Raw genomic sequence first — 19,590 nt, forward strand, 5'->3', positions numbered from 1 at the left:
ACCTGCACCAACATGTGTTGTCGGTGACAAGACCCGACGCCCTTCCCCCTCCCTGAACAGGACGGGACCCCTCTCTCGACGGCAGCGCTGCCTGAATCAGCCCATCTGCCGTGCACAGATTCGAGGACACATGACCACTCTGGAACAGCCCGTCACGCTCACTTTCGACAAGCTCGGCCCGTCGTTCGGTGCCGAGGTCATCGGCCTCGACGTCGCCGCGGCGTCCGATGCGCAGATTCACGCCGTGCGCCGAGCCCTCGTCGAGCACAAGGTTCTGGTGCTGCGCGGGCAGACGCTCGACGACGCGGCACACGTCGAATTCGGTCGCAGGCTCGGCGACCTGACGGCAGGCCACCCGGTGCACGACAGCGGCCACGTCGCCCCCGAGGTCTACGCGCTCGACAGTCAGGACAACGGATTCGCCGACGTCTGGCACACCGACGTCACGTTCATGGAACGTCCGCCGTTGGGTTCGATCCTGCGGCCCGTCGTCCTGCCACCGCACGGCGGCGACACCAACTGGGCCGACAGCCAGCTCGCGTACGAATCGCTGTCCGCGCCCGTGCGTCGAATGATCGACGGGCTCACGGCAATTCACGACGGCAACCGTGAATTCGGCTACTACCTCGCGCAGAAGCGCGGCGGAAAAGGCAACGTGTGGGACGGCAAGGAAGTCACCGCGCTGGTCCCCGTCGAACATCCCGTCGTGCGGGTCCATCCGGAAACCGGCCGCAAGGGGTTGTTCGTCAATCCGGGTTTCACCTCTCACATCGTGGGTGTGTCGGAGGCCGAGAGTCGCGGGATCCTGGATCTGCTCTACGCGCACCTGACCAAACCCGAGCACATCGTGCGGCACCGCTGGCGGTTGGGCGACCTGGTGCTGTGGGACAACCGCAGCACCTCGCACTACGCCAACCGCGACTACGGCACCGAGCACCGCAAGATGCACCGCATCACGTTGCGTGGAGACATCCCCGTCGGCCCCTCTCGCTGAGAGGCCCCAGCTGAACGCGGACCCGTCGGATCGAGGAAGATTGGCTTCATGGCGTCGTGGAGTGAACGTAGGCAGCAGTGGGTCGACAGTCGTGAGGAAGCGCGCAACAACGCATCCAAGGCGGCTGCCGAGTCCGGTGAGCAGCGTCCGCCCAACGCGTGGCCGTTCATCATCGCCGTGGGCATCGTCGTCGTCTTGCTCGTCGGCATCTTCGCGGCCTCGAAGTTCGCTCCCGCGGAGGACAACGTGACGCAGGCCCAGTTGCTCACCGACAGCCTCGACGGGTTCCTCGAAGCGCAGAACACCGGTAACGCGGAGCTGCTGCGTCAGAACACCTGCTTCGATCAGGTCGAGCGCCTGATTCCGGGTGACGACGCGCAGTACCGAACCGATCGGGCCGGCGAGGTCGAGCGCAACGGCGAGACGTCCATCGACGGTGTGCCGACCGAGTACCAGGTCAACGGCGACCGCGGAATGGTCACGGTCCCGCTGAAGGAAGAGAAATCCGGAGTGCAGACCGACGACGTGTGGAATTTCGTTCGTGTGGACGACAAGTGGCTGGTGTGCAATGTCTGACCGGTACGTGTGTGATGTCGAAAAAGCGAGTGACGGAAGGCTGATCAAGTGACCTACGCAGGTGACATAACCCCGGAAGCTGCCTGGGAGTTGTTGCAGAGCAACCCCGAGGCCGTGCTCGTGGATGTTCGGACGCGCGCCGAGTGGCAGTACGTCGGTGTCCCGGACACCTCCGGCATCGACCGCCCGACGCACCTGATCGAGTGGGTCAGCTTTCCCGACGGCGCCCGCAACGCCAACTTCGTCGACGACCTGAAAGCCGCAGGCGTGGACGGCGATCGGCCGGTGGTGTTCCTGTGCCGCTCCGGTCAGCGATCCATCGGTGCCGCCGAAGCCGCGACCGCTGCGGGAATCGGCCCGTCCTACAACGTGCTCGACGGTTTCGAAGGTGCCACCGACGCCGACGGCCACCGCGGAGCCACGGGGTGGCGTGCGGTCGGGTTGCCTTGGAGGCAGTCGTGAGCGGGAATCCGAAAGGCGGGGGTTTCGACAAGCCGTTACCCGAGGGTGTGGGTCTGGGAACGCTGGGCGTTCGCGGTGGTCTGATGCGATCGGGCTTCGACGAGAACGCCGAGGCTCTCTATCTCTCTTCGGGTTTCGTGTACGAGAGTGCCGGAGCCGCCGAACAGGCGTTCACCGGAGACATCGATCATTTCGTGTACTCGCGCTACGGCAACCCGACGGTCAAGATGTTCGAGGAGCGACTGCGCCTGATCGAGGGTGCCGAGGCGTGCTTCGGTACCTCGAGTGGAATGTCGGCGGTGTTCACCGCGCTGGGTGCGCTGTTGAAGGCCGGTGACCGATTGGTTGCTGCGCGTAGCCTTTTCGGCTCGTGCTTCGTGGTCTGCAACGAAATCCTGCCGCGCTGGGGCGTCGAGACCGTCTTCGTCGACGGCGAGGACCTCGAGCAGTGGGAGCAGGCCCTGTCGGTGCCGACGACGGCGGTGTTCTTCGAGACCCCGTCCAACCCGATGCAGTCGTTGGTCGATGTTCGACGCGTCTCCGAGATGGCTCATGCCGCCGGTGCAACTGTGGTGCTGGACAACGTGTTCGCGACGCCGCTGTTGCAGCGCAGCCTCGAACTCGGTGCCGACGTGGTGGTGTATTCCGGCACCAAGCACATCGACGGTCAGGGTCGGGTGCTCGGCGGTGCGATCCTCGGATCGAAGGAGTACATCGACGGTCCGGTGCAGACCCTGATGCGGCACACCGGTCCGGCGCTGAGCCCGTTCAACGCGTGGACGCTGCTCAAGGGACTGGAGACGATGCCGGTAAGAGTGCGGCATTCGGTGAACTCCGCGCTGCAGATCGCCGAGTTCCTCGAATCTCACCCTGCGGTGCGTTGGGTGAAATATCCGTTCCTGCAGTCACATCCGCAATACGAGCTGGCGAAGTCGCAGATGTCGGGCGGCGGTACCGTCGTCACGTTCGAGCTCGATGCTCCCGAGGGCGAGGCCAAGAAGCGTGCCTTCGAGGTGCTCGACGCGTTGCGCATCGTCGACATCTCGAACAACCTGGGTGACTCGAAGTCGCTCATCACCCACCCGGCCACCACCACGCACCGCGCGATGGGTCCGGAAGGTCGTGCGGCAGTGGGGATCACCGACGGTGTCGTACGCATTTCCATCGGCCTCGAGGACACCGAGGATCTGATCGGAGATCTGGACCAGGCCCTGAAGTAGTCGGCGCAGCGGACGAATCTACGCCCCGCGTGCAGATCCACACCCCGTTCGGCGGGCGTGGATTTCTGCGCGAGGCGTAGATGTTGTGCGGACCGGATCGAATCAGCGGTCGAAGACGCTCAGCACGGTTCTGAATTTCGCTGTGGTTTCGTCGAGTTCGGCGTCGGGATCCGAATCCGCGACGATGCCGCCACCGGCGGTGGCCGTTCCGGTCAGCCCGTCGGCCGAAAGTTCGATGCAGCGAATGGTGACCATCCATTCGCCGTCGCCGCTGCCATCGGTCCATCCGACGGCCCCGGCGTAGAAGCCGCGGGATCCCTCGACGCTCTCGATGGTGTCCATCGCCGCAGTTCGGGGCACCCCGGCGACGGCGGCGGTGGGGTGCAGCGCAAGCGCCAGGTCGAGTGCCGAGGTCGCGGGATCGGCCAGCGTTCCGACGATGGGCGTCGACAGGTGCCACAGCTGCGGAGTGCTGCTGAGCTGCGGCGACTCGGGCACATCGAGCGTCTCGCAGAACGGCGTCAACGCAGCCCTGATCTCGTCGACGACGAAGCGATGTTCTGCCTGATCCTTCGCACTCGCCGCCAACGCCGTGGAGATGCGCGCTTCCTCGTCGGGGTCGGTCGACCGTGCTGCCGTTCCCGCGAACGGATGGCAGGTGACGATATTGCCGCGCTTGCGAACCAGCAACTCGGGACTCGAGCCGACGATGTGCCCACCCGAGTCGCCAGTGGGAGACAGGTCCGCCAGAAATCCGTTGCCCATCGGGTCCCGGGAGACCAACGCGCTCAGCACCGAGACAGGGTCGATCGGCGAATCCGCGGTCACCTCGATGGCCCGCGCCAGCACGATCTTCTCGGCCACACCGGCTTTCAATTGCTCGACGACATCCCGGACTCGCTGCACGTGAACGCTCGGATCGGGAATCTGCCGCGCAACGGTCACGGTCGGCAATGGCGGGAGAGCATCGACCGTTGCCCACGGCCCGTCGAGACGGTAGAACTCCTCTGGCTCGATCAGCGCGGTGGCGTCGGACATGTCGAAAGGGATTGCGCCGACGACGTTTCGGCCGTCTCGCACCGCGGCCACTGCGTCGGCGATATCGGGGAAGCTCTGCTGCACGCCGAGGCCGACCACGTGGTGATCCTGACGGGAGAGAACGAATTCGAGAGTCATCAGAAGGGGTTCTGCGTGCGGCCCACCAGGTCTGCGACGGAATCGAGGACTTTGGTCGGTCGGTACGGGTACTGCTCGACGGACTGGACCGTCGAGATGCCGGTGAGAACCAGGATGGTCTGCAGTCCGGCTTCGAGGCCCGAGAGCACGTCGGTGTCCATCCGGTCGCCGATCATCAGCGTGTTCTCGGAATGGCCACCGATCGCACGCAGCGCCGAACGCATCATCAACGCGTTGGGCTTGCCCACGTAGTACGGCTCTTTACCGGTGGCCTTGGTGATCAGCGCGGCAACCGAACCGGTCGCAGGCAGCGAGCCCTCACGGGACGGTCCGGTGGCGTCGGGGTTGGTGGCGATGAAGCGCGAACCCTTCTCGACGAGGCGGATGGCGGTGGTGATGGCCTCGAACGAGTAGGTCCGAGTCTCGCCGAGTACCACGTAGTCGGGGCTCGAATCGGTAAGGGTGTAGCCGATGTCGTGCAGGGCCGTCGTCAGACCCGACTCGCCGACGACGTATGCGCTGCCTCCGGGTCGCTGATTGCCAAGGAACGTCGCGGTGGCGAGAGCGGAGGTCCAGATCGACTTCTCCGGAATGTCCAGACCGGTGAATGCGAGACGTGCGCGCAGGTCACGAGGGGTGCGAATCGAATTGTTCGTCAACACGATGAACGGAATCTCGTTGGCCTGCAACTCGGCGAGGAACGTGTCGGCACCGGGAATCAGATGATCCTCGTGGACGAGCACGCCGTCCATGTCCATCAGATACGTCCACTGCTGAGGCTTCTCGATTTCACTCACCTCCGTATTTTACCTACTCGCCCATTCCGCAGGCTCCACTCGCGCGTTCGGCTCGGCGGTAGGTCGGGAAAATTGTGACGTTGTCGATTTCCGGTAACGCCGAGTCGCGCGTGCGCTGGTCACGGCGTTCAATAACGGGCAAGGCAGACGTAACGACCACAGCAGCGTTGCTTGTTCGGCGACAGACGCCACTGCATTGCAGCACCTCCCGAGCTCGATTCCGAGCCGGTGTCCGTTGGCTGAGTGTTGACCCAGTGGGGATGATCGACATGAACGACGCTTTTCGCTTCGCCGCTTCGTGCAGTTCACCGAGGGAACTGATCGCCCGACTTCAGTTCGGGATGACGGAATTGTGGCCCCAAGGCGCGGCAATTCCCGTCCGCTGGCACTACATGGCAGACATGATCGATTCGGAGCGAGGCTTGCTCGTCGAATTGGACGGTGCGGTGTCGAGTCCGGTTGCGGATGTGCTCGCTGCGACGGCAGAATTGTGTAGGCAGTCGGCGACCGAGGCTGTGCCCCAGTTGGATTGGGCACTTCTTCGTCGTGCTGCGGCATGGCTCGATCGGAGTTGTTTCGAGACCGATCGTGCGCTGCTCTCGGTGGCAGAAGAAGTGGCACTGACAGGGCTCGACGGAGTGGAGCCGGACTTCTCGGTCGTGTCATGGCTGTGTCTGGAGATGCTCGCGCAGTTCGAGGCAGGCCGGGAAACAATCGACTATTGGGTCGAGCGCGCGAACCTGACGGAGCCGAGTGCCGTTCTTCACCGCGCAGGTTCGGTCCTGGAGCGGGACGAACGAAACCAGCTGTCCGTGGCCGTCTGAGTCGTCGGACAATGAGGGTCTGACCGGAACATTCTCGACCGTGTCGGTCGTTGTGCTTTGCATGACAAAAGCAGCAGTTGCAGCGTCCTACGGTGGTCCGGAAGTCGTCGAGATCGTCGAACGAGAATTACCCGAACCCTCCGAGGGCGAGGTTCTGGTCGAGCTGAAGGCGATCGGAGTCAATCCCTTCGACTTCAAGAGCTACAGCGGTGCGTTCGGCACCGACGAATCGAAGCTCCCGATCGCCCTGGGCAGTGAGGCGTCCGGAATCGTGGTGGCAGTCGGCGGCACTGTCGAGGGCCCGGGCGGTTCGATAGCCGTCGGCGACGAGGTGATCGTCTCCGGCGTGAACGGCACGTACACCGAGAAGATTCTCGCGCCCGCGCGCTTCGTGTTCCCGAAGCCGGCGAATCTGGATTGGGAGGTCGCCGCCGGGGTGCTGGCCGTTGCCGGAACAGCCTACGACGCACTGGAATCCGTCGGCGTGAAGAGCGGCGACACGGTGCTCGTGCACGGGGCTGCGGGCGGTGTCGGATCTGTGGTGGCTCAGCTCGCGACGGCGCGTGGTGCCACCGTCATCGGGACTGCTCGCGCTCGGAATCACGAAGCGCTGCGTGCCTTCGAGGTCGAGCCGATCGAGTACGGCGACGGATTGCTGGACCGCGTGCGGGCGGCCGCACCGAACGGCATCGACGCAGCCATCGACACGGTGGGCACCGACGAGGCCATCGACGTGTCTCTCGAATTGCTTACGGATCGAGCAAGATTGGTGACGACGGCAGCCTTCGGGCGGGCCTCGGCAGACGGGTTTTCGACCGTCGGTGGGCCGGCGAGCATGGAGCGTCGACGCCTCGCCTCCCCGGTGCTGCTGGAGCAGGCGGGTGCGGGGGTGTTCGAGGTGACGGTTGCCAAGACCTTCCCACTCGATGACGTCGCCAGGGCGCACGCCGAACTACAGACGGCACACCCTCGCGGAAAGTTCGTCCTGATTCCCTAGCTGTTCGGGTAACTTCACACCCTTTTTCCCGACCGATCACTCGAACTCGGGTCAGATCAAGGGTGATCGGTCGGCATAAGGGGTGTGAGGTCTCGGCCGCTCGAGTCGTCAGGCATCGCGGGGTTGTCGGCCCGGCCGGTATCGACGGCGCTCAGGCGGTCCTGCGGCAGTTCGCTCGGAAGTCTCGTCCGTCTTCGAGGTCGAGGATTCTCGTTCGGCGGCCGATGCGCTCAACACGGTGCAGCTCGATTGGGATCGGCTCCGTGCTCACGCTTGTCGGTGCAGCACTTGCGTTCCTACAACGCGATCTGGCATGGATGTGGATCGGACTGTCGGTCGGTTCTACTGGCACGAGCGCTGTGGCCGTATCGCAGTGCTTCCGAGGGACGCGAATCCGGCCAGAGCCCGCTGGTCGAAATCTCGGCCCGCCGGACCTAGTTTTCGTCTTCGCGGACCTTTTCAGTTAACGATCGGGTCTCGACACGACTGGGGCACTGCTGTGCAGGCTCTACGATTGTCGGCATGACTGCCGATCCGACCACGCCCGCACCGTCGACCAGCTCGGCGAACTGGAAGAGGCGGGGCATTCTCGTCGGAGCCGGCATCGTCCTGCTGTTGATCGCCTACTTCATCCTGGCAGCGTTCCTTCCGCGCTGGTGGAGTCTGCGGGTGGAGACCCTGGCCGACCGCACGTTCACCAAGGGCATTCTGTGGGGCCTGCTGTTCGGCATCGTCTGCACGTTCGCGCCGCTGGTGTTCTTCTGGAGCGCCTGGTCGGTTCGGAAGGGCAGGGCGGGCAAGCAATTGGCGATCGGCTCGGTCATCCTGGCCGTCGTCACGGCCATCCCGAACCTGTTGACGCTCACGATCGTTCTCGGAACCAGCAACGCCGCTCATGCCGGCGAACGCACCCTCGACACCAGCGCGCCTGGCTTCCGCGGCGCTACGGCCCTCGGGGCCCTCATTGCCGTGGTTCTGTTTGCCTTGCTGGTGTTCGTGGTGGTCCGGCGGAAGCGTCGCCGCAGAGCTGCTGCTCTGTCGCAATAACTCTCAGGCGCTGCGCAATACCGTCGGTTGCGTGATGACGCGGATTCCCGGTTCCGGGTCGAAGCGATAGCCGGTTCCCCGGACCGTGGTGATCAGTCGACCGAACTGACCGAGTTTGGTGCGCACTCGGGAGAGGTGGACGTCGACACTGCGTCCGCCGTCGGAGGTGCCGAGTTCGGATCGTCCGACCACGACCCGAGGGTGCCGCGCCAGGTAGGCGAATATCTCGAACTCGGTGTGGGAGAGACGAACGCTCCTGCCGCCGAGGATCACATCGCGGGCAGGCAGATCGATCACCAGTGGAGCGTTGAGCTCGCTGACGCGTACATCGAAGCGCGTCAGGATCTTCGCGTGCGGGGCGTAGCTCTTGGCGGCACTGCGTAGGGCATCGGCGAGTGCATGCAGCTGTGGTCGAGTCAGTCCCTGCAGGGACGCCGTGCCGGAATCGGAGATACGGACGACGACGGTCGCTTCGGTGCTCATGATGGATGGCTCCTGTGACAAGGGTGCTGCGGATGCTGGACGGATGGTCAGCGGGAGCAGCGACAGTTCTCGCTCACAGACACAGGCTCGTCGGCTATCGGCAGTTCCGCCAGGGATCCACTCACCGTGATCGCAACGGTTGACCCCGTGGCCGTCGACTCAGGATTTCGGCAACGTCATGATCTCTGCACCGTCGTCGGTGATGATCACGGTGTGCTCGCTGTGCGCGGTGAGGCACCCCGTCGTGCTCCGCAGGGTCCAGCCGTCGGGGTCGGTGACGAGTTCGGCGGTGTCCTCCATGACCCACGGCTCGAGAGCCAACATCAAGCCCGGGCGGAGGCGGTAGCCGCGGCCGGGCCGTCCGGAGTTGGAGACGTGGGGATCCTGGTGCATCGTCGAGCCGATGCCGTGGCCGCCGAACTGCATGTTGATCGGGTAACCGGCAGCGCTCAGCACCGTGCCGATGGCGTGCGAGATATCGCCGATCTTGTTGCCCGGTCCAGCTGCTTCGATTCCCGCAGCCAACGCACGTTCGGTGGCGTCGATCATCGAGAGAGCCCTGGCGGGCTTGTTCTCACCCACGACGAAACTGATGGCCGAATCCGCCGCGACGCCGCCGAGGATCACGGCCAGGTCCAGCGTCAGCAGATCGCCGTCGGCCAGCGCGTAGTCGTGTGGAAGGCCGTGCAGCACAGCATCGTTGACGGAAGTGCAGATGTAGTGGCCGAACGGGCCGCGGCCGAAGGACGGCGCGTAGTCGACGTAGCAGGACGTCGCCCCGGCTCCTTCGATGATGTCCTTGGTCCACTGATCGATCTCGAGCAGGTTGGTGCCGACTGTGGCGCGTTCGCGGACGGTCCGGAGAATGCCGGCCACCAGAGCGCCGGATTCGCGCGCGAGGGGGATCTTGGTGGGAGGAAGAATTTCGATCATGTGGAGCCTTTCGCCGTGTGCCGAACAACGATACCGGTATAAGTATTGGTGACGAGCCCGACGGCACGCATAGCCGTGAGCCGGATCGTGCGACGCTGTCTGTCGTGTCTGCTCATCCTCTCGACGACCCCGTTCGTAATTCCCTCGAGGGCTCACTGTCGCGGTTCGCGGTCCGGCGCGGACGGATCATGCGCGCCGATCCTGCGGTGTCTCCGTTTCTGGTGCACCCCGACGTCCTCGAGGCCAAGGACTGGGACGACATCGCTGCGCTGTTCGGCCCACGAACCGTCGTCGGGCTGAACGGCCCGGAACGCGCACTGCCCGAGGGGTGGTCGCACCTGGAGACCTTCGGTCTGGTGCAGCTCGTCGGCACGCACCTCGAAACGCGGCCCTTCGCCGAGGCGGTGGAGCTGACAGCAGCGGACGTCCCGGAGATGCTCGATCTGGTGGGCCGCACCGAGCCCGGGCCGTTCCTGCCCCGCACCATCGAACTCGGCACGTACCTCGGTGTTCGACGCGATGGCGCGCTGATCGCGATGGCAGGCGAGCGCATGCATCCACCGGGGTGGACGGAGATCAGTGCCGTCTGCACCGACCCGGCGTTCCGCGGGCAGGGGCTGGCCACCGACCTGGTTCGCGCGGTCGGTCGCGGTATTCGCGCCCGCGGTGAGGAGCCGTTCCTGCATGCGTCGGACGCGAACGTGCGCGCCATCGAGCTCTATCTCTCCATCGGATTCGAGTTGCGCCGCACCTCGCACCTGACGTTGGTGAGAACTCCGGAACGTGCGCTCGACGCCTGACGTCGGAACAGCGGTATCTCTTCGTCGCCTTGCCGTCATTGTGTGTCCACGAACAAGGTGAGGCCGGGGTTCGGTCGCGCGGGTGTTCGGGGGCGGCAGACCGGTCGACCGCAAGAGCCCGCTCAGGGAGCGGGGGCGAGCAGGCGCTGCTCGGTGCGGTCGATGATCCGCAGGAAGGTCGCGTGGTCGCCGTAGGCACGGGCCAGGATCAGTCCGCCCTGAATCGTCGCGACCGCGTCCAAGGCACGGGCCGCCGCCTCCTGGGTCGAGAGCCCGCCGCGTTGCAGTGCCTCGGCGAGAGCGTCGACCCAGTCCGTGAAGTAGTTCCGGACCGCTTCGGCGAATGTTGCCTTCTCCTGACCCAGCGTGATCGCCGCGAACAGGCACACGCTTTCGCGGGTCATGAAGTAGTCGGTGACCTCCCGTGACATCGCCTCGATCGCGCTCGTGGTGTTCTCGGTGGTGCGCAAGGGAACGAAGATCTGTTCCTCGAACCACTTGCCTACCTGCTCGAGGACCGCACGGGCCATGTCCGTCTTTCCTGCGGGAAAGAAGTGGTAGAGGCTGCCCCTGCCGAGCCCGGTCTCCTGCTGGATGACGGAAAGAGAGCCGCTCTCGAAACCGCGCTTGCGGAACACGTCGGCGAGGGCTCGGACCGCATCCGAGCGTTCGAGGACAGTTCGGGCCATTACAGTCCGAGGTCACTCAGGCCGGCGTGGTCGGCGGGACGGGGGCCGGATGCATCCCAGAAGAACTTACGGTCGGACTCCGTGATCGCGACGTCGTTGATGCTCGCGTGGCGGTGCGTCATCAGTCCGTCCTTATCGAAGTGCCAGTTCTCGTTGCCGTAGGCGCGGAACCATTGTCCGGTGACGTCACGATACTCGTAGGCGAAGCGAACGGCGATCACGTCGCCCGTGTACGCCCACAACTCTTTGATGAGCCGGTAATCGAGCTCGCGGTCCCATTTGTCGGTGAGGAACTCCACGATCTCGGTGCGGCCTCGAACGAAGGTCGTGCGGTTACGCCACCAGCTGTCCTCGCTGTACGCGAGAGAGATGCGCTCGGGGTCGCAGGTGTTCCACGCGTCTTCTGCGGCGCGGACTTTCTGGATGGCCGTGGCCTCGGTGAACGGCGGAAGCGGAGGACGAGACATGTGGGCTCCTATCGAAGCAGTCGGGTGCCAGGCGGTACAGTGTGTACTGATCGATACACACTGTACCAAAAGGTACAGGCGAAGCCAATGGCTTCTCCTGACTGCTCATGCCCTCGCGCAGCGTGCAATCCGACCGACAGGGTCTGCTCGAACTCGAGTTCCGGGAGCGGACGTGGTGACTGTGGGGTGCGTCGACAATCGATCAGTGGCTCCCGCTGGACGTGATGCGTCCCAAGAAGGACACTGCAGTGGTGCTCACTCTCCGCCGCATCTCGCCGGTCTTCACCCCCGACGACCCGGACCAGGTTGCCCATCTGACTCGCGAGCGCATGACCCCACGGGCGTGACGCGCCCCGACGAGCGGTTCACACTCGCCAGCGAACGCACCTTTCTCGCCTGGCTGCGAACCTCTCTCGGCCTGCTCGCCGGCGGAATCGCGATCGTCCACCTGGTTCCCGATTTCAGCACCGGGTGGGTTCGGACGGCGCTGGGCCTGATTCTGATCGGTCTTGCTGCGGCGGCACCGATCATCGGTCTGCGACGGTGGATGCGCGTTCGCGATGCCCTCGAAAGTGGTGCACCGATGCCCGAGTCACGAGATCTGTGGATCTTCGCGGTAGGTATCGGCTTCGTAGCGGTACTGGCGGCAGTGGTCACGGTTCTGGGGATCCAGTAGAGCGTGGTGAACCACCACAGGTGCACAATCGAAGAACTAGGACGACCAACGACAGGAGTTCGGCGTGGCGCAGGGTCTCAAGCTGGGGTACAAGGCATCGGCGGAGCAGTTCGGACCGCGTGAGTTGGTCGAGCTCGGTGTGCTCGCCGAGCAGCACGGTATGGATTCGGCGACGGTCAGCGATCACTTCCAGCCGTGGCGGCACGAAGGCGGTCACGCACCGTTCTCGCTTGCCTGGATGACGGCCGTCGGGGAGCGGACGAACACGATTCAGCTCGGCACCTCGGTACTGACGCCGACGTTCCGTTACAACCCGTCGGTCATCGCGCAGGCGTTCGCGACGATGGGTTGCCTGTACCCCGGACGCATCATGCTGGGTGTGGGCACCGGAGAGGCGCTCAACGAGATCGCGACCGGATTCACCGGCGAATGGCCGGAGTTCAAGGAACGATTCGCGCGCCTGCGTGAGTCGGTGCGGTTGATGCGTGAGCTGTGGCTCGGCGACCGCGTCGACTTCGAGGGCGAGTACTACACCACCAAGGGCGCGTCGATCTACGACGTCCCCGAGGGCGGTATTCCGGTCTACATCGCGGCCGGCGGACCCGTGGTGGCGCGGTACGCAGGACGTGCGGGCGACGGATTCATCTGCACGTCGGGCAAGGGCATGGAGCTCTACACCGACAAGCTGCTTCCGGCCGTCGAAGAGGGCGCGGGCAAGGCCGAGCGCGACGCCGGCGAGATCGACAAGATGATCGAGATCAAGATCAGTTACGACACCGATCCCGAACTGGCGCTGGAGAACTGCCGTTTCTGGGCCCCGCTGTCACTGACGCCCGAGCAGAAGCACTCGATCGACGATCCGATCGAGATGGAGAAGGCCGCCGACGAGTTGCCCATCGAGCAGGTGGCCAAGCGCTGGATCGTCGCATCGGACCCGGACGAGGCAGTGGAGAAGGTCAAGCAGTACACCGATGCCGGCCTGAATCACTTGGTGTTCCACGCGCCCGGACACGATCAGAAGCGGTTCCTGGAGCTGTTCGAGAAGGACCTGGCCCCGCGCCTGCGCAAGCTCGGCTGAATCCCGAAGAGACTAGAGATCGGCCGCGAGTGCGAACAATCGCATGTCGCGGTCGGTCCGGGTCTCGTATTCGCCGTAGACCTCGACCATCGCGTCGAACTGCCGGTAGATACGAGCCTTCTCGTCGCCGGTGATCCGGGTGGCCGTCACCGGAATCTTCTTGCCGCCGATGGCCACCACGGCCTTCGGGTCTGCGAGGAGGTTCGACGTCCACGCCGGGTGGTGCTGCTGACCGAAATTGGATCCGACGACGTAGATCTTGTCGCCCTCCCGGTAGTACAGCAGCGGACTCGTCCTGGGCTTGCCGGATTTTCGGCCGGTGGTGGTCAGCAACACCACCGGAGCCGCGATCGGCCCGAGGACGGTGAAGCGGCCGTCGGATTTGGTCAAGAGCCACCGGTCGACGCCTGCGAGGTTCCGGATTACCCACGAACCGGGCTTCGTCGACGCGAACTTCACGGCGGGCTTGCGGATGAACGATGTCTCGCTGCCCCAGCGCACATCCGGGAACGGTGATTCGGCCATGGTTCATGGGACAACCCGACCGCGCCCGGTGTCAACACCCCACCTGCTGGGCAGGAGTGGAGCCTGCGGAACGAGCCCTACCAGCCAGGAGTGGAGCCCGCGGAACGACCCCTACTAGGCTGGCGGTCATGGCTGAGCCCAGCGGCACCGACGCGTCGGACATGTATCCCTCGAGCATCTACATCGCGTCACCGGAAGGGGACACCGGGAAGTCGACCATCGCGCTCGGTGTGCTGCAGATGCTCGCCGCTTCCGCGGCCCGGGTGGGGGTGTTCCGTCCCATTGCTCGATCGACCGACGAACCCGATTACATCCTCGAGTTGCTCGTCGAGCACACCACCGCAGATCTGACGTACGAGCAGTCGCTCGGTGTCACGTACGAGCAGGTGCACGCCGATCAGGATGCAGCGCTCAGTGAGATCGTCAATCGCTATCACGAGGTGGCGTCCCAGTGCGACGCCGTGGTGATCGTGGGCAGTGATTACACCGACGTCGGCAGCCCCAGTGAACTCGGCTTCAATGCGCGCATCGCGGTCAATCTCGGTGCCCCCGTGTTGCTTGCGCTGCGCGGGTCCGGTCGCATGCCCGACGAAATCGCGCAGTTGGCCACTCTGTGCCAGGGCGAACTGCGTCAGCATCATGCCCACCTGGCTGCGATCGTGGCGAACCGTTGCGCCCCCGAGGATCTCGATGCGGTCACCGACGCGTTGGCGTCGGTCGGCGTGCCCGCGTGGTCTCTGCCGGAGATTCCGCTCCTCGTCGCGCCGACGATGGCGGAACTGCTCGAGGCGGTGGACGGCAAACTGTACTCCGGTGATTCGTCGTTGCTGCAGCGAGAAGCGTTGCGGGTCATGGTCGGTGGCATGACGGCCGAGCACATCCTCGAACGCCTCACCGAGGGCGTCGTCGTCATCGCGCCTGCAGATCGATCCGACGTATTGCTCGCCCTCGTCAATGCCCATGAGGCGGAGGGCTTTCCGTCTCTCGCCGGAATCATCATGAACGGCGGCATCGAGCCCCATCCGGCGATCGCTCGTCTGGTGGCAGGGCTCGGCCCCCGGTTGCCGATCCTGACCACCGAGCTCGGCACCTTCGACACCGCTTCTGCTGCAGCGCAGACGCGCGGCCGCGTGGCGGTGGGTTCGCAGCGCAAGGTGGACACCGCGCTCGGTCTGATGGAACAGCGGGTCGACGCGAAAACTCTTCTGGAGCGGCTCGACATCGCCATTCCCACCATCACGACCCCGCAGATGTTCGAGTACCAGCTGATCCACCGGGCGCGCGCCGATCGCAAGCACATCGTGCTCCCCGAGGGCGGCGACGATCGCATCCTCCGGGCTGCCGGACGTCTGCTGCAGCGTCAGGTTGCGGACCTGACGATCCTCGGCGAGGAAGGCCCCATTCGACGACGCGCATCGGAACTGGGCGTGGATCTCGACAGTGCGACGGTTCTCGACCCCAAGAACTGCGACTACGCCGAGGACTTCGCGGCCGAGTACACCGAGCTGCGCAAGCACAAGGGTATGACGATCGACCGTGCCCGCGAGATCATGGCCGACATCTCGTACTTCGGAACGATGATGGTGCACAAGGGAATTGCCGATGGCATGGTTTCCGGTGCGGCGCACACCACCGCACATACCATCAAGCCGTCGTTCGAGATCATCAAGACGACCGAGGGCGTGTCGACGGTGTCGTCGATCTTCCTGATGTGCCTGTCCGATCGTGTTCTCGCCTACGGTGACTGCGCAGTCGTACCCGATCCGACGGCTGAGCAGCTCGCCGACATCGCCGTGTCCTCGGCGCAGACCTCGGCCCAGTTCGGGATCGAACCACGGGTGGCCATGCTGTCGTACTCCACCGGCGAATCCGGTTCCGGAGCGGACGTCGACAAGGTGCGGCAGGCCACAGCGCTTGTGCGCGAACGCAATCCGGAATTGCTCGTGGAGGGTCCGATCCAGTACGACGCGGCGATCGAACCGTCCGTCGCCGCGTCGAAGTTGCCCGATTCCGACGTGGCAGGCCGAGCGACGGTGTTCATCTTCCCGGACCTCAACACCGGCAACAACACCTACAAGGCCGTCCAGCGCAGCGCCGGTGCGGTTGCCGTCGGCCCCGTTCTGCAGGGTCTGCGCAAGCCGGTCAACGACCTCTCGCGCGGTGCGCTGGTCGAGGACATCGTCAACACCGTCGCCATCACTGCGATTCAGGCGCAGGGGATTGCCGCCGCAGCCGATCAGGAGGGCAAGTGAGCATCCTCGTCGTCAACTCCGGTTCGTCCTCGGTCAAGTTCCAACTCGTCGACCCTGGCTCCGGAGAGTCCGTGGCCACTGGGCTCGTCGAGCGCATCGGTGAATCCGACGGCCGAGTCGAACTCGACTATCGGGGTGAGAGTGTCGAGCGAATCCAGCACATCGACGACCACGGTGCCGGTCTGGCGCTGGCGTTCGAGATGCTCGCCGACGCAGGCGTCGAACTGGAGGCGGTCACTGCGGTCGGGCATCGTGTCGTCCACGGCGGGACCGTGTTCTACCGGCCGACGATCATCGACGACGCCGTCGTGCAGCAGATCTCGGACCTCAGTAGTCTTGCACCACTCCACAACCCGCCGAACGTGCTGGGTATCGAGGTCGCCAGGAAGCAGCTGCCGAACGTGCCGCACGTGGCAGTGTTCGACACCGCCTTCTTTCATTCCCTGCCCGACGCGGCCGCGACCTACGCCATCGACGCGAACGTCGCCGCCGAGCACGACATCAGGCGCTACGGCTTCCACGGCACCTCGCACCACTACGTCTCGGACCAGGTGGCGCAGTTCCTGGAACGCGATCTCGCGGAGCTGAATCAGATCGTGCTGCACCTGGGCAACGGGGCCTCGGCCTCGGCCGTCGCCGGCGGCAAGGCGGTCGACACCTCGATGGGACTGACTCCCCTCGAAGGTCTGGTGATGGGTACCCGCAGTGGGGATATCGACCCCGGGGTGATTCTGCATCTGCGTCGCAGTGCAGGCATGAGCGTCGACGACATCGATACCCTGCTCAACCGTCGCTCCGGGTTGATCGGACTGTCCGGGGTCAACGACTTCCGGCAATTGCAGCAACGGATCGACGACGGCGACGCCTCCGCACGCTTGGCATACGACGTCTACATCCACCGTCTGCGCAAGTACATCGGTGCGTACATGATCGGGCTGGGCCGGCTCGACGCCATCACGTTCACCGCCGGTGTCGGCGAGAACGCCGCAGCAGTGCGCGCCGATGCCCTCGCGAATCTCCAGGGCTTCGGCATCGAGATCGACCCAGAGCGTAATGCGCTGCGCAGCAAGCAGGCTCGGGTGATCTCCACCGACTCGTCGACCGTCACTGTGCTGGTGGTGCCCACCAACGAGGAGCTGGCGATCGCTCGGGCAGCGGACAGCCTGGTACGCAGCTAGAACAGCGAACGCGGCCGAATGGCGTTCGCCAGGTCCACCAAAGAGAAACGGTGGGCGCGATCGGTGGCGTTGCGGGCCAGTGCCCTCAGACCTTTCTCGGTGCCGCGCCGCAAGCCGTCCTCGGTGAACGGGACACTGAGAATGGGTTCTCGCTCGGCGGTGGCGGCGTGGCCGGAGACGATCCAGTCCAATGCCATCGCCAGTACGAGTGTCCGCATCTGCAGCGCCCGGCTCTCGGCTTTGGGCAGCAACGCCACTCGCCGTGCAGCAGAACGGAAATCGGCTTCGGACAGCTCCGCTCGCGAGCGGTCCATCAGCAGTGTCAGCACGCTGGTCATGCGCGCCATCGAGTAGTGCCGTGAGCTGATCGGCACCTGATCGAGGGCAGCGATTGCCCCGGTCTGATCTCCGCGCCGCTGCAACTGCCGGGCCAAGCCGAACGCCGAGCTCACGATGCCGCGATTGGTCCGCCACACCGCTCGATACAGTCCTTCGGCGCGGGCCCGCCACTTCTCGGCTTCCTCGCCGTTGCCCGCAGCCGCATGGCCGAGCAATTCCGAGGTGGCTCCGAGAGCGAGCTTGGGTGCGAGTTCGCCGGGCATCGCGCCGAGTACGTTGTCGAAACTCGTGAACGCAGAATCGTATTCGTGATGCAATAGCGCGATCAGGCCTGCGTACCACTGCACTCGCCATGGATCCGCGGTGTGGTCGGTCGACTGCACCTTGGCCAGAATGTCGGTTGCTTCGACGACGTTCCCCAGATCCAGATGGGCCTTGACCTCGGCGAGGGTGATCTCGAGGCTCAGTTCCACGGGACTGGAGGACCCTGCGGAACGGCTCGATTCGGCTCCGGGGCTGACGCGTTCGATACCGTTGCGTTTGGCGTGCTGCAGCGAGTCCAGGGTCTGTCGAGGTTCGACGTGTACAGCCGCCGCCAGTAGCGGCGCGCTCGGGTCGTTGGGGTCCACCAGCGGAACCGGAAGCGCAGCAACCACTTCCGCGGCCGTCATTCGTTCGTGCCGTACCGTGCCGTCGACGTAGGTGTCTGTTCGTCCCACCGACTGCTCGGTGCCGAAGGTCGTACGCGGCGGGCTGAACACCGTCGACAGCCCCGGCCGCTCGACACCCGTCCTGATGGCCAGAATCTCACGCAGCACACCGGTGGCCTGCCCGGCGAACTCGTCCGCGGATCGGAACCGTCGAGTGGGATCCTCGTGTGTCGCGCGCAGCAACAGTCGATGCAGGGACGGAAATTGCTGTAGCACTTCGGATTCCTCGACCGAGGGGAGGCCGTCGAGGTACTTGCCGTTCTTCGACGGCATGTCCAGGGTCAACACCGCCAGCGTGCGGCCGACCGTGAAGATGTCCGACGCCACCGTCGGTCCCGTCTTGACGATCTCCGGTGCCTGGTAGCCCACTGTGCCGTACAGGTAGCCGTAGTCCTCGATACCCGCGACCGCACCGAGGTCGATGAGTTTGATCTGGTCGTCGGAGACCATGATGTTCTCGGGCTTGAGGTCGTTGTAGACCAGTCCGATCGAATGCAGATAGCCCAGTGCCGGAAGCACTTCGAGAACATAGGCCAGTGCCTGCTCGACGGGTAGGCGTGCTCCGTCGCCGCACGAGGTGAGGATGTCGCGCAGTGACCGGCCGCCGACGTACTCCATGACGATGAAGCCGACGGTCGACCCGTCGCTGCGGGGTTGCTCGACGAAGTTGTAGATCTTCACCACGCCGGGATGGGCGACCTCGGCGAGGAATTGCCGCTCTGCAACCGCGACGGCATGGGCCTCTTCGTCACCGAAATGCAGCAGTCCCTTGAGCACCACCCAGCGGTCGCTGACGTTGCGGTCGATGGCGAGGTAGATCCAGCCGAGTCCGCCGTGCGCGATGCAGCCCTGTACGTCGTACTGGCCGACCACGCGGTCGCCCGGTTCCAACAAGGGAGTGAAGTCGAACGTTGCGCCGCAGTGCGGACAGATGCCCATCGCCACGTCGGGCTCGTTCGGTTCACTGCGGCCCACCTTGGCGTTGCACTTCCAACAGAACCGCTTGTGCTGCGGCACCGTCGGATCCGACATCACGGCCGTGGCAGGATCGATCGGTTCGACGCGAGGCACTTCCACCAGACCGCCGCCGAGTCGCCGCCGAATCCCGGTGCTGCGCGATCGACCGGACCTCGACCGACCCGTCTTGGAACGGGTGGAAGCGGAGTACGACGCATTCGATGGCGGGGTTCGATCGTCGACCGGTGACCGCGAGACGGCCTGAGTGCGCTCGACGCCGTCCGTTCCCGAGACTGCTTGCGTTCTCGACACTGCCCGGGTGCGCTCGCTGTCGTCGGTGCGCGAGACCGCCTGTGTTCGCTCCGCCGGGGCCGTTGCCTGCTGTTCGTCGTCGTCCATGTTCCTACGCC

At 64.9% G+C, this 19,590-nt stretch carries 21 protein-coding genes; 13 read left to right on the forward strand and 8 right to left on the reverse strand.

The genetic code is table 11. From position 1 onward, the window contains the following. Nucleotides 1–130 precede the first annotated feature (130 nt). The 4 genes from CH283_RS01155 to CH283_RS01170 are packed head-to-tail and all read left to right on the forward strand — an operon-like array spanning nucleotide 131 to nucleotide 3,252. Entirely contained in the window at nucleotides 131–994 is an 864-nt protein-coding gene (locus CH283_RS01155) for a TauD/TfdA dioxygenase family protein (RefSeq protein ID WP_068053988.1), read from the forward strand. Nucleotides 995–1,042: 48 nt separating this feature from the next. Next, a complete protein-coding gene (locus tag CH283_RS01160) occupies nucleotides 1,043–1,570 on the forward strand; it encodes an Rv0361 family membrane protein (RefSeq protein WP_094640973.1) in 528 nt (175 codons plus the stop codon). 48 nt (nucleotides 1,571–1,618) lie between these two features. Next, nucleotides 1,619–2,032 (forward strand): rhodanese-like domain-containing protein, encoded by a 414-nt coding sequence (locus CH283_RS01165; RefSeq protein ID WP_068053994.1) that lies wholly within the window; start codon nucleotides 1,619–1,621, stop codon nucleotides 2,030–2,032. After that, complete coding sequence (locus CH283_RS01170) at nucleotides 2,029–3,252, forward strand: O-succinylhomoserine sulfhydrylase (protein ID WP_068054011.1); 1,224 nt, start codon at nucleotides 2,029–2,031, stop codon at nucleotides 3,250–3,252. The genes CH283_RS01165 and CH283_RS01170 overlap by 4 nt, the downstream gene beginning before the upstream one ends. A 102-nt stretch (nucleotides 3,253–3,354) precedes the next feature. Here the strand turns inward: CH283_RS01170 and CH283_RS01175 are convergent, their stop codons facing one another. Then, complete coding sequence (locus CH283_RS01175) at nucleotides 3,355–4,428, reverse strand: isochorismate synthase (RefSeq protein WP_094640974.1); 1,074 nt, start codon at nucleotides 4,426–4,428, stop codon at nucleotides 3,355–3,357. Continuing rightward, nucleotides 4,428–5,186, reverse strand: coding sequence for an HAD-IIA family hydrolase (locus CH283_RS01180; RefSeq protein ID WP_068053998.1), 759 nt, complete (start codon nucleotides 5,184–5,186; stop codon nucleotides 4,428–4,430). The genes CH283_RS01175 and CH283_RS01180 overlap by 1 nt, the downstream gene beginning before the upstream one ends. A gap of 308 nt (nucleotides 5,187–5,494) precedes the next feature. Between CH283_RS01180 and CH283_RS01185 the strand changes: the two genes are divergently transcribed. From CH283_RS01185 to CH283_RS01195, 3 genes are all read left to right on the forward strand, one after another. Beyond that, entirely contained in the window at nucleotides 5,495–6,049 is a 555-nt protein-coding gene (locus tag CH283_RS01185; protein ID WP_141215321.1) for a hypothetical protein, read from the forward strand. A gap of 61 nt (nucleotides 6,050–6,110) precedes the next feature. Beyond that, entirely contained in the window at nucleotides 6,111–7,046 is a 936-nt protein-coding gene (locus CH283_RS01190) for an NADP-dependent oxidoreductase (RefSeq protein ID WP_094640976.1), read from the forward strand. 522 nt (nucleotides 7,047–7,568) lie between these two features. After that, complete coding sequence (locus CH283_RS01195; protein ID WP_068054006.1) at nucleotides 7,569–8,093, forward strand: permease; 525 nt, start codon at nucleotides 7,569–7,571, stop codon at nucleotides 8,091–8,093. Nucleotides 8,094–8,096: 3 nt separating this feature from the next. Here the strand turns inward: CH283_RS01195 and CH283_RS01200 are convergent, their stop codons facing one another. Both CH283_RS01200 and map read right to left on the reverse strand, forming a co-directional pair. Further along, a complete protein-coding gene (locus CH283_RS01200) occupies nucleotides 8,097–8,576 on the reverse strand; it encodes a winged helix-turn-helix domain-containing protein (protein WP_094640977.1) in 480 nt (159 codons plus the stop codon). 159 nt (nucleotides 8,577–8,735) lie between these two features. Beyond that, nucleotides 8,736–9,509, reverse strand: coding sequence for a type I methionyl aminopeptidase (gene map / locus CH283_RS01205; protein WP_094640978.1), 774 nt, complete (start codon nucleotides 9,507–9,509; stop codon nucleotides 8,736–8,738). 104 nt (nucleotides 9,510–9,613) lie between these two features. On the opposite strand from map, the gene CH283_RS01210 reads away from it, so the two are divergent. Continuing rightward, nucleotides 9,614–10,309 (forward strand): GNAT family N-acetyltransferase, encoded by a 696-nt coding sequence (locus CH283_RS01210; RefSeq protein ID WP_094641416.1) that lies wholly within the window; start codon nucleotides 9,614–9,616, stop codon nucleotides 10,307–10,309. Nucleotides 10,310–10,431: 122 nt separating this feature from the next. Here CH283_RS01210 and CH283_RS01215 read toward each other — a convergent pair whose 3' ends face one another. Both CH283_RS01215 and CH283_RS01220 read right to left on the reverse strand, forming a co-directional pair. Then, complete coding sequence (locus tag CH283_RS01215) at nucleotides 10,432–10,998, reverse strand: TetR/AcrR family transcriptional regulator (protein WP_094640979.1); 567 nt, start codon at nucleotides 10,996–10,998, stop codon at nucleotides 10,432–10,434. After that, nucleotides 10,998–11,465, reverse strand: a complete 468-nt coding sequence (locus CH283_RS01220; protein ID WP_094640980.1) for a nuclear transport factor 2 family protein — start codon at nucleotides 11,463–11,465, stop codon at nucleotides 10,998–11,000. The genes CH283_RS01215 and CH283_RS01220 overlap by 1 nt, the downstream gene beginning before the upstream one ends. A gap of 224 nt (nucleotides 11,466–11,689) precedes the next feature. Between CH283_RS01220 and CH283_RS28605 the strand changes: the two genes are divergently transcribed. The 3 genes from CH283_RS28605 (at nucleotide 11,690) to fgd (ending at nucleotide 13,219) form a co-directional block, all read left to right on the forward strand. Then, nucleotides 11,690–11,812 carry a hypothetical protein gene (locus tag CH283_RS28605; RefSeq protein WP_255183036.1) on the forward strand — a complete coding sequence of 41 codons (123 nt, stop codon included), beginning with the start codon at nucleotides 11,690–11,692 and terminating at the stop codon, nucleotides 11,810–11,812. Beyond that, a complete protein-coding gene (locus CH283_RS01225; protein WP_068048031.1) occupies nucleotides 11,809–12,141 on the forward strand; it encodes a YidH family protein in 333 nt (110 codons plus the stop codon). Before CH283_RS28605 ends, CH283_RS01225 begins: the two co-directional genes overlap by 4 nt. A gap of 64 nt (nucleotides 12,142–12,205) precedes the next feature. After that, entirely contained in the window at nucleotides 12,206–13,219 is a 1,014-nt protein-coding gene (gene fgd, locus CH283_RS01230) for a glucose-6-phosphate dehydrogenase (coenzyme-F420) (protein WP_032401751.1), read from the forward strand. A 12-nt stretch (nucleotides 13,220–13,231) separates the two neighbouring features. Here the strand turns inward: fgd and CH283_RS01235 are convergent, their stop codons facing one another. Next, nucleotides 13,232–13,744, reverse strand: coding sequence for a nitroreductase/quinone reductase family protein (locus CH283_RS01235; protein WP_068048034.1), 513 nt, complete (start codon nucleotides 13,742–13,744; stop codon nucleotides 13,232–13,234). A gap of 128 nt (nucleotides 13,745–13,872) precedes the next feature. Here CH283_RS01235 and pta point away from each other — a divergent pair, with 128 nt between their 5' ends. Together pta and CH283_RS01245 are read left to right on the forward strand one after the other, a co-directional pair. Continuing rightward, nucleotides 13,873–15,996, forward strand: coding sequence for a phosphate acetyltransferase (pta, locus tag CH283_RS01240; protein ID WP_176460418.1), 2,124 nt, complete (start codon nucleotides 13,873–13,875; stop codon nucleotides 15,994–15,996). Beyond that, nucleotides 15,993–17,174 carry an acetate kinase gene (locus CH283_RS01245; RefSeq protein ID WP_094640981.1) on the forward strand — a complete coding sequence of 394 codons (1,182 nt, stop codon included), beginning with the start codon at nucleotides 15,993–15,995 and terminating at the stop codon, nucleotides 17,172–17,174. The genes pta and CH283_RS01245 overlap by 4 nt, the downstream gene beginning before the upstream one ends. On the opposite strand, the gene CH283_RS01250 is transcribed toward CH283_RS01245, so the two are convergent. Then, on the reverse strand, nucleotides 17,171–19,579 hold the full coding sequence (locus tag CH283_RS01250) for a serine/threonine-protein kinase (RefSeq protein WP_094640982.1): 2,409 nt from the start codon (nucleotides 19,577–19,579) through the stop codon (nucleotides 17,171–17,173). The two genes, CH283_RS01245 and CH283_RS01250, sit on opposite strands and share 4 nt — an antisense overlap. Nucleotides 19,580–19,590: the final 11 nt, after the last annotated feature.

Source organism: Rhodococcus sp. 05-2254-2, assembly GCF_002259095.1.
GTDB lineage: Bacteria > Actinomycetota > Actinomycetes > Mycobacteriales > Mycobacteriaceae > Rhodococcoides.